Below are 13,722 nucleotides of genomic sequence, written 5' to 3' on the forward strand. Positions count from 1 at the left end.
CCTTAGAACCCGAAGAAGCCCGACTGGCCGATGCCCGCGTTGAAGGCGCCCGAGCTCAGGAATGCGGTGGCCATGTTCGCCAGGCCCGAGCTGAAGGCGCCGGTGTTGAACAAGCCGGTGTTGAAGCCGCCGCCGCCTGAGTTCCCGATGCCGACGTTGAAATCGCCCAGACCCGAATTGAGGAGGCCGACGTCGAAGCCGCCACCCGAGTTCATTATGCCGATCGAGGGGCTGGTCCCCGAGTTGAAGAAGCCCACGTCGCCGTCGCCGCTGCCCGTGTTCATGAAGCCCGTGGTGAAGCCGCTCGAATTCGTGTTGAAGAAGCCCGAGCTCAAGCTCCCGCCGCCGGTATTGAAGAAGCCCGAGTTGTCCGTGCCGGTGTTGCCGAAGCCCGAATTGGCAACGGACTGCACAGCCGCGCTGCCCACGCCGGTGTTGAGGGTTCCCGAATTGAACATGCCGGTGTTGACCAACCCCGAGTTCTCGTAGCCGGTGTTGAAGTCGCCACCGTTGAAGTCGCCGGTGTTGTCCGTTCCGGCATTGAAGTTGCCGGTGTTGCCCACGCCGGAGTTGAACATACCCATGTTGTCCAGGCCCGAGTTCCCCATGCCGAAGTTGAAGCTGCCGGAGTTTGCCATACCCATGTTGTTGACCCCGGAGTTCCAGAAGCCCAGGTTGCCGCCCGCCAATGCGTTCGGTCCCGCATTTCCGAAGCCCATATCCAGTCCGCCCGAGTTAGCGAGACCGGTGTCGACATTGCCGGAGTTGAAGAGGCCGGTGTCGGTGACGCCCGAATTGCCGATGCCGAAGTTTCCGTTGCCGGAGTTGAAGAAGCCGACGTTGTTGGTGCCCGAGTTGAACAAGCCAATGTTGCCGCTGCCGGAATTCAGGCCGCCGAAGTTGAACTGATTGGTTGCCGTGTTGAAATAGGCGTTCCCGACACCGATTTCGTTGTCGCCGGTGAGCCCGAAGCCGATGTTGTTGTTCCCGGTGTTCCCGGCGCCAATGTTGCCGTTACCCGCCACGCCGCCGGGGCCCGAGTTGCCGAAGCCGATGTTGTTGCTGCCGAAGTTGCCGAACCCGTAGTTGGCGTTACCGTCGTTTCCGCTGCCGTAGTTCTGGTTGCCGATGTTGCCGCTACCGAAGTTACCGCTGCCGTTGTTGCCTGAGCCGAAGTTTCCACTCCCGGTGTTGCCCGAGCCCAGATTTTGGTTGCCGACGTTTCCGCTGCCCAGGTTTTGGCTGCCGATATTTCCGTTGCCCAGGTTCAAGTTGGACGCGATTGTGCCATCGGCGCCGTTCCCGCTGCCGAAGTTCAAGCTGCCGTTGTTGCCGTTGCCCAGGTTATGGTTGCCGATGTTGCCGTTGCCGAAGTTGGTGTTGCCGGTGTTGCCGGAGCCCAGGTTATTGCTGCCGATGTTGCCGATGCCGAGATTGAAGGCGGGGGCGGCCGCGTCCGCGCCCACGGTGGTCGTGATCGTGCGGACACTACCGTCAACCTTGCTGGCCGCGGCCAGGCGGAGGGTCCGCGCTTTGGACACCGACCCGTCGCACGCCGACCTGACGGCAGCGACCATCGGATTGTCGGATACGGCGACCGTCGCCGCCTGGGAAGCCGCGGCGGGCAGGCTCTGCAGCAGCTGCGGCAGCGACGCCAACTGCGCGGCCGCGGCCGACGCCCCGCCGTGATAGCCGACCATCGCGGCCACGTCGGCGGCCCACATCTCTTCGTATTGGGCTTCGGCGGCCGCGATCGCAGGGGCGTTGAAGCCCAACAGGTTTGAGCGAACCAGCTGCACGAGGAGATTGCGGTTGGCGGCGACGAGCATCGGATGCACGGTGGACGCCACGGCCGACTCGAATGCGCTTGCCACCGCCTTGGCCTGCGCGGCGGCGTTTTGCGCCTGGGCCGCCGCGGTGCTCAACCATCCGCTGTAGGGGGTTGCCGCGGCCACCATCGCTGCCGACGCTGGACCCTGCCAGGCCTGGCCCGCCAGGCCGTTGGTCACCGAGGAGAACGAGTCGGCCGCCGACCCCAACTCGGCGGCCAGTCCGTCCCACGCGGTCGCCGCGGCCAACATGGGACCGGACCCGGCGCCGCTGAATATGAGCGAGGAATTGATTTCCGGCGGAAAAATCGAAAAGTTCATCGCCGCAGTCCCTTCAGGGCAAGGAGCTGCGCGAGGTGCGCGCTATGCCCACCTCACAGCGCCCGCCCCCGCAGCGGAACGAAGCAGACTATACGAGCAGACCGTTCGAATGTGGCCCTTTTCGCGAGTTCGGATCAAATCCAAATGACGCGTGGACTTTTCGCCCGTTACACCTTCGCGAAGCCTCGGGGAAGCGTGAGCGGCAGATCCGTGTACGTGACGATGCCCGGCGGGGCCGCGACGACCGCCGGAATCGCGTTGATGGCGGGCAGCGCCGTCATGATGTGACCGAGCGCCATGAAGTCGGCGATCGTCTCGGCCTGGAAGTAAGGGGGCGGCAGGAAGCCGACCTTGGTTGTCACCGTTGGCTGTCCGTCGATTTGGATGACCCAGCCGTCCTGGTCGATCTTCCAGTCGGGCTCGAGCGTCTGGCCTTTGCGCCAACGGACGTTGAGGTCGATCAACGTCTTGTCGCCAACGACGCCCTGCCAGCTGATGTAGACGCCCGCGACACATCCCGCCGGGATCGTCCACGATGCCATTTCGAGATCGGCTGTGGTCTGGGCGAATTCGGACACGCAACGCACCTCGTCGAGTTCGACGCCGAGCGCGTCGGCCACGAGGTTCACGGCCTCGCCGAAGATGGCCGTCCCGTTGCGGGCCATGTCGGCCAGCTCGGGGTGGTCGATCGGCTGGCCGAAGCCGACCGGCTTCTCGGTGTCGGGCGAGTCGTAGAACGTGGTGTCGGCCGCCTCGATGACGGACACCTTGTCGATCCGGTTGCACACCATCGCCGAGACGATGGCCAACAGCTCGGCGAAGCCCGGGCTGACCCCGGAGCCGAACATCGTCGAGCCGCCCTTCTGGCAGGCGTCGACGATCCGGTCGCGGCCCTCGCCGAGGTTCGCCCCGGTGATGAACGACGCCGTCGTCACCACGTTGACGCCCGCGGACAGGATGCGGACCAGCTCGTCGACGTTGATCCACATGGGGTTGTAGACGACGCAGTCGGGTTTCAGGGCGAGCAGCGCGTCGACGTCGTTGGTGGCGGCGACGCCCAGCGGTGCGATGCCGACGAGTTCACCGGCGTCGCGGCCGACCTTGTCCGGTGACCAGGCGTAGCAACCCACCAGTTCGAGGTTGGGGTTGTCGGCGATCGACTGCAGCGAGCTCTTGCCGACGTTTCCGGTGTTCCACTGAACGACGCGATAGTTGTTTGGCACTCGCTCAGCATAGGGAGTCGCGTGGCCGCCGAGAAGGTCAGTAGTCGGATTCGCCGGCCAGGATCTCCGCCAGGAAGGCGTCGCGCGGCGGCCGGTCCAGCCGCGCCCTGGCCCACCGGCGAACCCGTTCCCGGGTTTCGCGCGCCTCCGCCGGCTGGGCGCCGATGACCACCGACGTCACCGACCAGTCGTGGTCCCAGGCCGCCGCTTCTGTCACCGGGAGCCGCTCGCCGTCGACCAGCGGGAGGATCGCGCCGCCGTGGGCGTCCAGGACGCCGCTGCCGCGGACGTCCCCGGATTGCAGTCGCACCCCGATGCCGGTGGCCGGGTCGGGCCCGATGACGGCCGCCCGCACGACGGCGACCACCGCCGCGTCGGCCATCTGGACGGTCCAGTCGACCGTGTCCTCGCCCGCGTCGAAGATGCCGGACGGAACCGCGCCCCAGCCGATGGACGCGACGCCCCGCGCGATCGGGACGGCGCCGCGGGGAGCCGCGTCCGCGCCGGCGGCCAGCGCATAGTCATCGCGGTGCCCGCTCGGCGCGCTGAGCTCCACGCTCGGATCATCCAGCGCCGCATACAATTCCGCCCAGCCGTCGTCCACACCGACCTCTTCGGCGAGCCCGGCGCCGGCCCGCACCAAATCGCGTATCCGCGGATCGCCGCCGCGCAGGTGCGCGATCAGGGCGGCGGCGTGCGGTGCCAGCAGCCCGACCACATCGGAATCGAGGGTGTCGTCGGTGAAGAAACCCTGCGCCCCGGAGGTCAGCAGCGCGACCTCGACGTCGAGCAGCGCGCGATCGAGGCCGGCGATGCCGTCGACGCGACTGGCCGGCCACCACCGCCGCAGCCAATGCCCGATCGCGAGCCGCCGCAGCGGGTCGACCGAGCCGGGCACGATGTCGACCCCGGCGAGCTCGATGCCGCGCGGCTCGTCGGGCTGGGGCGCGTCTTCGAGCGCGGACGTTATCGCGACGTGTCCGGCGTCGCCCAGGACACGCCAAAGCCAGTCGGCGCGCGACAAATCGGTGAAAGTGATCCGGGCGGACCCGTCGTCGGGTGGGTCGTCGATCGTCCACGACAGCACGCCGCCGCTGACCTCCAGCACGGCGGCCAGCGGCGAACCCGCGGTGGCGGGACCGGTGCTCCACAGTCCGGAATCGGCGACCAGTCTCATCCGGCCACCTGCAATTCCAGCATCGCCTTGATGCGTTGCCGGTGGTCGAGGCTCACCGACCGCGCGACGCCTTCCAGCAGCGACCGCACCTCGTCGACGTCGTCGCAGGGCTCCTGCCAGACGTCGCGTCCGTGCAGCCGCGCCCACAACCGGCTCAGGTAGGGCTGGGCGTACGCCGCGAGGTCGTCGACCACCTGCCGTTGGCGCGGATGGATCGGGCCGCCCTCGGCGAGGTAGCGCCGGGCGTGCAGCACGTAGGCCTCCTTGCGCAGCCGGGCCTGGATCTGGGCCGCCAGCGCGTAGCGGTTGGAGATCGACGGGTCCAGCGGCGCGAGCTCGACGGCGATCTCGATGCCGGCCACCAGGGTCGCCTGCTTGTCCTCGGACAACAGCCCCCAGGGCGCCGCGGCCCGGTCGACCTCCTCCTCGCACAGCAGCGGAATGTCGGGCAGCGCGTCGCGATCCAGGGCGCGCCGCAGCGTGCCGCGCACCCGGTCCACCACCGTGCGATCCAGCGGGCGATCGCTGTCGGAGCCGCCCGCGATCGGTGGTTGCCGTTGCGGCTGAACGGAACTCAAGCCAAGCCCGACGATCGACCACGGCAGCTCGGCCGCCTCGACCCGGGCCAGGGCCCCCAGGTTGTACGGTGTGGCGTCGGCGATGACGGCCGACCAGACCCGCTGCCGGGCCGCCGCGGCGCGGTGGCTGTTGGCCGGCCCCAGCACCGTGCCCAGCTCGGCGAAGAACGGGCCGGCGGCCGTCGCCGCTTCCGGGGCCCGCACGTCGCGCCAGCTGCGGTCGAGCTGAGCGGCCAGCCCGGCCACCACGTCGGGGCCCGCGACGTATTGGTGCAGCACCTCGATCGCGGTGCGGTCGCGGCCCTGGTGAATGTCGTTGAGCACCGCGGCCGCCGTCTCGCTATCCTGAGGCTCCGGTGCGCCTTTCGTCACCGCGAGCTCGAAGCAAACCGGGAAGTACAGTTCCTGGGCGTTGCCGGTGCGGATGCGCTGCCTGCGGCGCTCCAGCTTGAGCGTGTCGAACCACGCTGCGGCGGAACGTAGTTCGCGCGCGCTGCCGACGATGAGCTCGTGCATCGCCGCCGCGGTCTCCGGAGTGACGACCGGGGCCGAATACTGGGGGTTGGATCGCAGCCGAAGCACCAGAGGGTCGATGATGCGCTTGACGGTCCGGCTCAGGGGACCGCCGTCGTCGCTGCTGAGCACCTCGACGCCGGGGCCGATCGCCCGCCACGCGGCCTCGATCACCGACCGGCGCGGGTGGCCCGCAGCGACGACCGTCGCTACCTGCGGATCCGCGCTCATCCCGACAGGATAGGGGCTTTTCAAAAATATCGGCAGCCGAAAAGTTGGGTTCGGTAGCCGTTCGCCCGGTAGAGCCTGGTGGCATGAAGAAGCTGATCCTGCTGGTGGCGGGGGTTTTCCGGGGCCTGTTCGCCCCGCGGCGGAGCGCGGCGGGGCCCACCGTCGGAGTCGGCACCGTGCGCACCGTCGGGGACGAACGCCAGGTGTTCATCGAGGTGGTGGCCGTGTCCGGCGAGACGTTCATCGGAAAACTCGCACGCTGTGACGGCGACGCCGACGTGTCGATGCTGCGCCCCGGCCTGGTCGTCCTGGTGGCGTTCGATCCCGCTGCCCGCGAGGAGCTTTCGCTGCCCGACGATGTGGTGGCCGTCAACGCGTCCTGGCTGGCGTCGATTTGAGCGCTATCGCGCGCCGTCCACCGCGAAACTGACCATGGCGCCCCAATAGAGCGGGCTGGCGGTGAGGACCCCGTCACGCCAGCGGCGCATCTGCGCACGCTGCCAACGGTTCACCGCGCACCCCGCGTCGGCGCCGTCGTGCGCGTCGTCCACGGCGACAACGACATCGGCCATCGGGTCGGTCGCAGCGTCGGTGCCGGCGAATCGTCGATAGGCCGCGGACGTGGGCAGTGACCACAAGGTGGCGCTCACCAGCTCGGCACCGCCCAGGACCATCGCCGCCACCAGGCCGGTCGCCTCGTCGAACTGATAGTCCCCGCCCGACCCGCACGCGAGCAGGGCGACCCGCGGGGGGATGGGCAATTGCAAGGACATCAGGTCCGACGCGGTCAGCGGGCGATGGTCGCCGACCGGCTCGGCGTCCCCGGGAACCTCCGCCGTGCAGGCCAGGTGCAGCGCCGCGCGGTCGGCCTGGCCGTGCGCCGAACTGGCGTGGCCGACATACACGAGCCGGCTCGGCGATTGCGCCAGCTGCTTGGCCAGCCAGACGCGGTCGGCGTCCTGACGGCGAAACAGCTCGACCGCGTCGTCGACCGCCGGCAGCACCGGCCGGCGGCGCATCAGCCCGGCGAAGTGTTGGGCCAATTGCGTTTCCGCGGAAGGCCTGCCGAGCACCGAGCCGAGCGCCGAGTCCGGGCGCTGCCCGGGCACCCGGGGGTCGAGGACGAGCACCGGTGGCCCGTCCCGCCGGGCGTCCCAGCCGGCCGGTGCGCGTGGGGAGTGCACGATGTTGGGTGGCACCGCCATCAGCACGTCGACCAGTTCCATCAACCGATGCCCGTCGGTGCGGGCGCCGATATCGTCGAGCTGCCAAGGGATCTGGGCGGCCACCCGGCCGCTGGAGGTGATGGCATCCTGGCGGGCGCGGACGAGCTCTTCCTTGCTCGGCCCCGATTTCGGTACGGCCAGCAGGCCCCACGGCACGCGGGCCAGCCGGGTGCTGGGCGAGACGAACAACACCGCGCGCGGGGTGGCCACGCATTCGGTCAGCAGCTGCCAGCCGGGTGTGCCGATGAGCAGCACCCCGAGGATGTAGGCCAGCGTCAGCTCGGTGTCCGGCGCCGCGAAGGGACCCGTCGTCAGGGCCCGCTCGATGGCGTCGCGACCGCTCTCCGTGCCGTTGGGCTCCGGTAAGGCGCAAGCCAGTTCCTGCAGGGCGGCGAGCAGGATCGGATCCTCGATCACCCAGTTGACGGTTTTGGACGGCTGCCCGACGATCCGCAAGCTCCCGTATGTGACGATCCCGACGTCGGCGAAGCGCAGGACCAGAGTCGGCCGGGCCGTATCACTCATGGCCAGGTGGACCAGGCGGGTTCGTCGGCGGTGACCTCGCGGCCGTAGCGCTGCAACGCCAGTTCGCGATAGTGGCTCATGATCGGCGCGGCATCCGGATGCATCTGCAGCGGTGGCAGCGGGCCCAGCCGGGTTAGCGAACGGCCACCCAGCCCCGGCGGCCCGCCCGCGGCCAGCGCCTCGCCGTCGTCGATGAGCACGGACGGGGTGGCCGTGGACGCCCATTCGCCGATCTTGGCGCGCTCCGGCTCCATATCGAAAGTTCCTCGGGCACTGTGGTATTCGACGAGCTCGCTGATCAGCTCGGTGTTCTCCCACTCCCATGCGACGGCGAAGGCGCCGGCCAGGATGGGCGCCGAAACGCTGGTCGCCCAGCGGGATCTTGCGTCGGCGTCGGCGATCGAATACCGCACCGAGTCGACCGCGAGCGCGGCCGGCACCTTGAGCTCCGCGGCCTGTTCGAGCTTGCTCATGCCGCGCCAGTATTCCGGGGTGCCGATCTCGCCCTTGAGGATGCCCAGGCCCTCGGCCTGCCGCGCCTCGGTTTCCTCCAGCGTCTCGTCGGGATCGCCCGAGCTGTCGAAGCCGAGGTCCGCCAACGCATCTGCCCGCCACACCGTGCCGAGTTGGTTGTCGAGCTGGGCGTATTGCAGCCAACTGCTGCGCGGCGACGAGTCAAGCAGTTCCCGCGCCTGGGCGATCAGCTCGACCGCGTCGGCGAATTTACTCCAAAAGATCGCGATCCAGCTGCGTTGCAACAGAATACGGTGTAGGTACAGCGGCTTTCCGAGCTCGCGCCAGTGCCGCTCCGCGTGCTCCCAGCACTCGTCGGCCGCCTGCAGGGCACCGGATCCCAGCCGGGTGAATCCCATGTACATCCAGCACCGAGCGATGTCGTGCGCGCGGTCATAGCGCGCGATGACCGGGTAGGCCTCCGAGACCAGTTGCTCGGTGCCGGCGTGGTCGGCCGAGGCCCAACAGGCCGCCGCGCGTTCCAATTGTGTTCTGGCCGTTGCCAGTTCCCAGCCGTTCGCCTGCGCGCGGGCGCCCGCCCGGCGCAGCCAGGGTTCGGCCTCGGCCAGTCGCCCGGTCTCGACGCAGAACCTGCCGTACTCGGTGGCCGCCGCCACCCGCAGATAGTCGCCGAACGGGCTGTCGCTGCTCAGGCGATCCGGATCCTCCAGCGCGGCCAGCACCTGCTCCCACAAGGGAACCGACTGCACGTGAAGGTCGTCGTCGCAGAGCGCGCTGGCGCAGAGCACCTGCGCGTGGGTGACGAGGTAGCCGTGCTCGTCGGCGAGGTCGGCAAAAGCGTTCTCGGGGCCGGTGTCCGACAACGCCGCCAGCGCCGCCGCGGCGCCCTCGTGATCGCCGAGGGCCGCGGCCAGACCCGTTTCCAAGAACTGCGCCCGCCGCGAGTACCGCACCATCATGTGCGCCACCTCAGCGTCGGACATCCGCACCTGTTCGGCGGCCTCCGGCATGTTGCCGGCGGCGATGCCCGAATAGACGGCCAGGCAGGCGCGGATGCGCCGGATGGACTCGCGCACTCCGTCATTCGCGCCGCGCGCCAGGTAGATCTCACCGAGCTGGGCGAGGGCTTCGAGCATCAGATCGTCCCGGTCTTCCCGCTCGATGCGTGGCATCAGCGACAGCAGCAGATCCCGCGCCCGGGTCTCGTCGGCGGCGAACGCCAACCGGCGGGCGTTCTCCAATTCGCCGGGGATCGACACGGCTGCATCATAAGTCCGGCGCCGTGAACGTGGCGAGGAACCGAAGCGGCGGGCGTGTGAGTGAGGGCCCGCCCGCCGCCCCGGCGTTCGTTCGATCAACCGCAGGTCACCTTGATGCTGAAGTCCTTGGTGATCATCCCGGCCATCGGGTTCTTCATGTCGGCACCCTGAGCCTGTCCGGTGATGGTGTACGTCTTGCCGTCCACCGACACGTTGGCCGAGCCGACCTTCGCGCCCATGCCGTTGCTGACCGACAAGGCGTTGCCGTCGACGAAGAGCGCCAGCGACTCGACCGCCGGGGGGTTGGCGTCGGTCATCACCACGGCGAGCGCCTGCTGGGGCCCGCTGGTGGTGCCGCTGCCGATGTCGATCTTGCCGCCGGTCCGCACGCAGGTCACCGCGGAGGGGTTCAGGCCGGCCAAATCGGTGCCGCCGACCTTGACCTGCGCGTTGGTGCCTGTGCCGGTGGAGGCACTGGGGGCCGTGCTCGATGCCGGGCTGGCTGAGTGGCCCCCGCTCGAGCAGCCCACCAGCGCAGAGGCGACGCCGAGGGTTCCAATCGCTCCCACGAGAAGACGTTTCACTGCAGTTCCTTCCTTCATGCGCCGCCCCAGTGGCGTCGTCATGGGCGCAAGTACAGACGGGCCGCGTCGCTACCGATCCCAATTTCGACGGTCACCCGGTAGGCTGCCTCGACACGGCCCGACGAAGGGAGACGCGCAATGGCGAGCGTGAAATGGCTGGAACAGCCTGAGGCGCACGACTTCCCGGCGGCGGCCGACTACCTCGCCTTGCTCGCGGAGCCGGGCACTGCCAACGAGTTGGCCGAGAAGCTGAAGTCCGGAGTCGTCAGCCACAAGAAGGCCAAGGACATCCTGCGGGCGGCGGCGCTGAGGCTGCTTCCCGAAGACAACCCGCACGTCGCCGCCGATCTGTCCAAGATCAAGAAGGGCCAGGCGCTGTCACCGATTCTGCTGGTGCGCGGCGACTTCACGGCGGGTGTCCCGCTGCAGATCGCCGACGGCTACCACCGGGTGTGCGCGAGCTATCACACCGACGAGAACACCGATATCCCCGTCGTCATCGTGTCATCGTGATCGAGATCGAAGCCGCCGGCGCGGTCCGGGTCCTGACCATTTCCTCCGGGCGCGTCAACGCCCTCGACGTCGAGCTGCTCAGGGAGCTGACCGACGCCCTGGGCGAGCTGCAGCACTCGGGTGCCGCCGCGCTCGTCGTGACCGGGGCCGGGCGCGCGTTCAGCGCCGGGGTCGACCTCAACCGCGTGGTGGACGGCGGTGCGGCCTACACCGATCGGCTGATCCCGGCGCTGTCCGAGGCGTTCGAGGCGCTGTTCTGCTACCCGGGGCCGACGGTGGCCGCGGTCAACGGGGCCGCCATCGCGGGCGGGTGCGTGCTGGCCTGCGCCTGCGATCGCCGGCTGATCGGCCCGGAAGCACAGATCGGGGCGACCGAGGTTCGCGTCGGTGTGGCGTTTCCGGTCGCCGCGCTCGAGGTGATGCGGTACGCGTGCGGGGACCGTGCGGAGGAGGTGGCGCTCGGCGGCGGCGTCTACCGCGGCGAGGAAGCCGTCGCCAACCGGCTGGCCCACCGCGTCGTCGCCGACGATCTGGTCGGGGCGGCGGTGGCGGAGGCCGCCGACCTGGGCGGCATTCCGACGGACGCCTACCGGCACACGAAGGCGCAGCTGCGGGCCCCCACCCTGGCCCGGATGCGCGAGGGCGCCCTTGTCGACAGCGAGGTGCGCCAGCTGTGGGGCTCGGGCGAGACGCAGCGGCGCATCGCCGCCTACGTCGAGAGCCTTCGGCGCCGCTGAATTATTCGTCGAGCGCGACGCCGCCGCGGGTGCGCCTGCGCCGCATCCGGTGTGAGCCCTTGCCGGTCGGCCGGCGGTTCTGCAATCCGCCCCGCGGCTCATCGGCAGCTTCGGCTTCTTCGGCTTCTTCGGCGGCCGGTTCGGCTTCCGTCTCGGCCTCGGCGCTGGCCTCGACGGGCTCTTCGGCCTTTTCCGCTGCCTCGGCTGCTGCGGCTTCTTCGGTTTCTTCGGCTTCGGTGTCTTCGGCTTCGGTGTCTTCGGCCTCGGCCGCCTTCTTGCGGCGAAGGCCCCGCGTCTTGGGCTGCTTGGCCTTCTTCGGCTTGATCGGTTTCGGCGGTGGCGGCGGCAACTCGGCGATAAACGAGAGGTAGAACGCGAAGATGCCGATCACGCCGATCGCGGCGGCCGCCCCGTAGACGGCGAACAACCACCGCCCGGCGTGGTCCAGGCTGAGCCAGATCTCGCTGATCGCCGTGCCGATGATGAGCACGCCGGAAAGCACGTGGGCCACGATCGACCAGAGCCTGATCGACAGGGCCAGCTGGGGCGTGCCCAACTCCGGCTTTCGGGTGCGCAACTGGGTGAACACCACGGGCAGGGCGGCCAGGGCCACCAGCGCACCCGTCACGATCCGAAGCGTCGTCCCCAACGCATGCGTGGTGTCGCCCATCAATTCGGGCCAGCGGGGCAGCACGAAAAAGAAGTAGAGGACGCCGGCAGCGACCGAAAACGACGCGTGCCACGGTATGGCGACCTTGCGCCCCATACGCCTCCTCATGCTGGTGCGGGCCGTGTCGGCCCGGTACGCCAGCCTAAAGGCCGTTCAGAACGATTCCAAACAACCCCCGTGCGTGGTCGCCCCAAATCAGGACGACCGGTGGCGGAGGATGCGGGATTTGAACCCGCGAGGGCTGTTAACCCAACCCGCGTTCCAGGCGAGCGCCATAGGCCACTAGGCGAATCCTCCGTGGGCCATGGTAACCGAGTGGCGCGCGGTCGCCGCCGGTTGTTGTGGGCTTGGGTATTAGACTCGCCGGAGGACCCCGCGCGGCGTCTATCCTGTGAACTCCCCCAGGGCCGGAAGGCAGCAAGGGTCAATGGGCTCTGTCGGGTGCGCGGGGTCCCCTATGTTCAATTGAGTGGCGACCCGCTGCGCCCGGCTCCGCCGCGCTTGCGATCGCCACTCAAGTATCCAACGTTCGACAGCGAAAGGGCCCATGGTGTCTTTCGATTCCCTCAGCCCTGACGAGCTGGCCGCGGTGCACGCCCGCAACCAGCAGGACTACGCGGAGCTGCAGGGCAAGAAGCTGGCTTTGGATCTGACCCGCGGCAAACCCTCGCCGGAGCAGCTCGACCTGTCCAACCGGCTGCTGAGCCTGCCCGGCGACGACTACCGCGACGCCGAGGGCACCGACACCCGCAACTACGGCGGCCTGCACGGCCTGCCCGAACTGCGGGCCATCTTCGGCGAACTGCTCGGCATCCCGGTGCAGAACCTGATCGCGGGCAACAACTCCAGCCTGGAGCTGATGCACGACCTCGTCGCCTTCTCGATGCTGTACGGCGGGGTCGACTCGCCGCGGCCATGGATGAAGGAGCAGGACGGCATTAAATTCCTGTGCCCCGTCCCCGGCTACGACCGCCACTTCGCCATCACCGAGACCATGGGCATCGACATGATTCCGGTCCCGATGCTGCACGACGGACCGGACGTCGACCTCATCGAGGAGCTGGTCGCCGTCGACCCCGCGATCAAGGGGATGTGGGCGGTACCCGTGTTCGGCAACCCGACCGGGATCACCTATTCCTGGGAGACGGTTCGCCGGCTGGTGCAGATGCGCACCGCGGCGCCCGACTTCCGGCTGTTCTGGGACAACGCGTACGCAGTGCACACCTTGACGCACGACTTCATCCGACAGGTCGACGTGCTGGGCCTGGCGGCCGCGGCCGGCAACCCGAACCGGCCCTACGTCTTCGCGTCCACCTCGAAGATCACCTTCGCCGGTGCCGGGGTCAGCTTCCTGGGCGGGTCGCTGGGCAACATCGCCTGGTACCTGCAGTACGCGGCCAAGAAGTCGATCGGCCCGGACAAGGTGAACCAGCTGCGGCACTTGCGCTTCTTCGGCGACGCTGACGGGGTGCGCCTGCAGATGCAGCGCCACCAGCAGATCCTGGCGCCCAAGTTCGCGCTGACGCTCGAGATCCTGGACCAGCGGCTGAGCGACTCGAAGATCGCCTCGTGGACCGATCCCAAGGGCGGCTACTTCGTCAGCCTTGACGTGCTGCCCGGCACGGCGCGGCGGACCGTCGCGCTGGCCAAGGACGCGGGCATTGCGGTGACCGAGGCGGGCGCGTCGTTCCCGTACCGCAGGGACCCCGACGACAAGAACATCCGGATCGCGCCGACCTTCCCGTCGCTGCCGGACCTGCGCGACGCGGTCGACGGGCTGGCGACCTGCGCGCTGCTGGCGGCCTCCGAGTCCCTGCTGGCGTCCTCCCCGTCGAGTGTGAGCTGACGGCGACGACACGCCG

Annotated in this window: 12 protein-coding genes, 1 tRNA gene and 1 other RNA gene; 5 read left to right on the top strand and 9 right to left on the bottom strand. The window is 68.9% G+C overall.

What is annotated here, in order from left to right:
- Positions 1 to 2 precede the first annotated feature (2 nt).
- The 4 genes from AC5Y4S_RS29255 to AC5Y4S_RS29270 all read right to left on the bottom strand — a co-directional run bounded on the left by AC5Y4S_RS29255 (position 3) and on the right by AC5Y4S_RS29270 (position 5,872).
- Positions 3 to 2,150: a PPE family protein gene (locus AC5Y4S_RS29255; RefSeq protein WP_500036017.1), complete on the bottom strand. Its 2,148-nt coding sequence runs from the start codon at positions 2,148 to 2,150 to the stop codon at positions 3 to 5.
- Positions 2,151 to 2,317: 167 nt separating this feature from the next.
- Positions 2,318 to 3,373, bottom strand: a complete 1,056-nt coding sequence (locus AC5Y4S_RS29260; RefSeq protein WP_500036018.1) for an NAD(P)H-dependent amine dehydrogenase family protein — start codon at positions 3,371 to 3,373, stop codon at positions 2,318 to 2,320.
- A gap of 37 nt (positions 3,374 to 3,410) precedes the next feature.
- Positions 3,411 to 4,550: a MaoP family protein gene (locus tag AC5Y4S_RS29265; RefSeq protein WP_500036019.1), complete on the bottom strand. Its 1,140-nt coding sequence runs from the start codon at positions 4,548 to 4,550 to the stop codon at positions 3,411 to 3,413.
- Complete coding sequence (locus AC5Y4S_RS29270) at positions 4,547 to 5,872, bottom strand: hypothetical protein (RefSeq protein WP_500036020.1); 1,326 nt, start codon at positions 5,870 to 5,872, stop codon at positions 4,547 to 4,549. Before AC5Y4S_RS29270 ends, AC5Y4S_RS29265 begins: the two co-directional genes overlap by 4 nt.
- 83 nt (positions 5,873 to 5,955) lie before the next feature.
- On the opposite strand from AC5Y4S_RS29270, the gene AC5Y4S_RS29275 reads away from it, so the two are divergent.
- Entirely contained in the window at positions 5,956 to 6,270 is a 315-nt protein-coding gene (locus tag AC5Y4S_RS29275; RefSeq protein WP_500036021.1) for a hypothetical protein, read from the top strand.
- Between the two features lie 3 nt (positions 6,271 to 6,273).
- Here the strand turns inward: AC5Y4S_RS29275 and AC5Y4S_RS29280 are convergent, their stop codons facing one another.
- The 3 genes from AC5Y4S_RS29280 to AC5Y4S_RS29290 form a co-directional block, all read right to left on the bottom strand.
- Positions 6,274 to 7,623 (bottom strand): CHAT domain-containing protein, encoded by a 1,350-nt coding sequence (locus AC5Y4S_RS29280; RefSeq protein ID WP_500036022.1) that lies wholly within the window; start codon positions 7,621 to 7,623, stop codon positions 6,274 to 6,276.
- Positions 7,620 to 9,356 (bottom strand): hypothetical protein, encoded by a 1,737-nt coding sequence (locus AC5Y4S_RS29285; protein WP_500036023.1) that lies wholly within the window; start codon positions 9,354 to 9,356, stop codon positions 7,620 to 7,622. Before AC5Y4S_RS29285 ends, AC5Y4S_RS29280 begins: the two co-directional genes overlap by 4 nt.
- A gap of 95 nt (positions 9,357 to 9,451) precedes the next feature.
- Entirely contained in the window at positions 9,452 to 9,958 is a 507-nt protein-coding gene (locus AC5Y4S_RS29290) for a lipoprotein LpqH (RefSeq protein ID WP_500036029.1), read from the bottom strand.
- 120 nt (positions 9,959 to 10,078) lie between these two features.
- Between AC5Y4S_RS29290 and AC5Y4S_RS29295 the strand changes: the two genes are divergently transcribed.
- Positions 10,079 to 10,453: a hypothetical protein gene (locus AC5Y4S_RS29295; RefSeq protein ID WP_500036024.1), complete on the top strand. Its 375-nt coding sequence runs from the start codon at positions 10,079 to 10,081 to the stop codon at positions 10,451 to 10,453.
- Positions 10,450 to 11,190 (top strand): enoyl-CoA hydratase/isomerase family protein, encoded by a 741-nt coding sequence (locus AC5Y4S_RS29300; protein ID WP_500036025.1) that lies wholly within the window; start codon positions 10,450 to 10,452, stop codon positions 11,188 to 11,190. Before AC5Y4S_RS29295 ends, AC5Y4S_RS29300 begins: the two co-directional genes overlap by 4 nt.
- Before the next feature lies 1 nt (position 11,191).
- Here the strand turns inward: AC5Y4S_RS29300 and lucA are convergent, their stop codons facing one another.
- A complete protein-coding gene (gene lucA / locus AC5Y4S_RS29305; RefSeq protein WP_500036026.1) occupies positions 11,192 to 11,956 on the bottom strand; it encodes a lipid uptake coordinator LucA in 765 nt (254 codons plus the stop codon).
- Positions 11,957 to 12,068: 112 nt separating this feature from the next.
- Positions 12,069 to 12,157: transfer RNA gene (locus tag AC5Y4S_RS29310), tRNA-Ser, on the bottom strand.
- A 67-nt stretch (positions 12,158 to 12,224) separates the two neighbouring features.
- On the opposite strand from AC5Y4S_RS29310, the gene ffs reads away from it, so the two are divergent.
- Both ffs and AC5Y4S_RS29320 read left to right on the top strand, forming a co-directional pair.
- Positions 12,225 to 12,321, top strand: an RNA gene (ffs, locus tag AC5Y4S_RS29315) — signal recognition particle sRNA small type.
- A gap of 89 nt (positions 12,322 to 12,410) precedes the next feature.
- On the top strand, positions 12,411 to 13,706 hold the full coding sequence (locus AC5Y4S_RS29320) for an aspartate aminotransferase type Ic (protein ID WP_500036027.1): 1,296 nt from the start codon (positions 12,411 to 12,413) through the stop codon (positions 13,704 to 13,706).
- Positions 13,707 to 13,722: the final 16 nt, after the last annotated feature.

The sequence above is a fragment of the Mycobacterium sp. NGS64 genome, assembly GCF_059812245.1.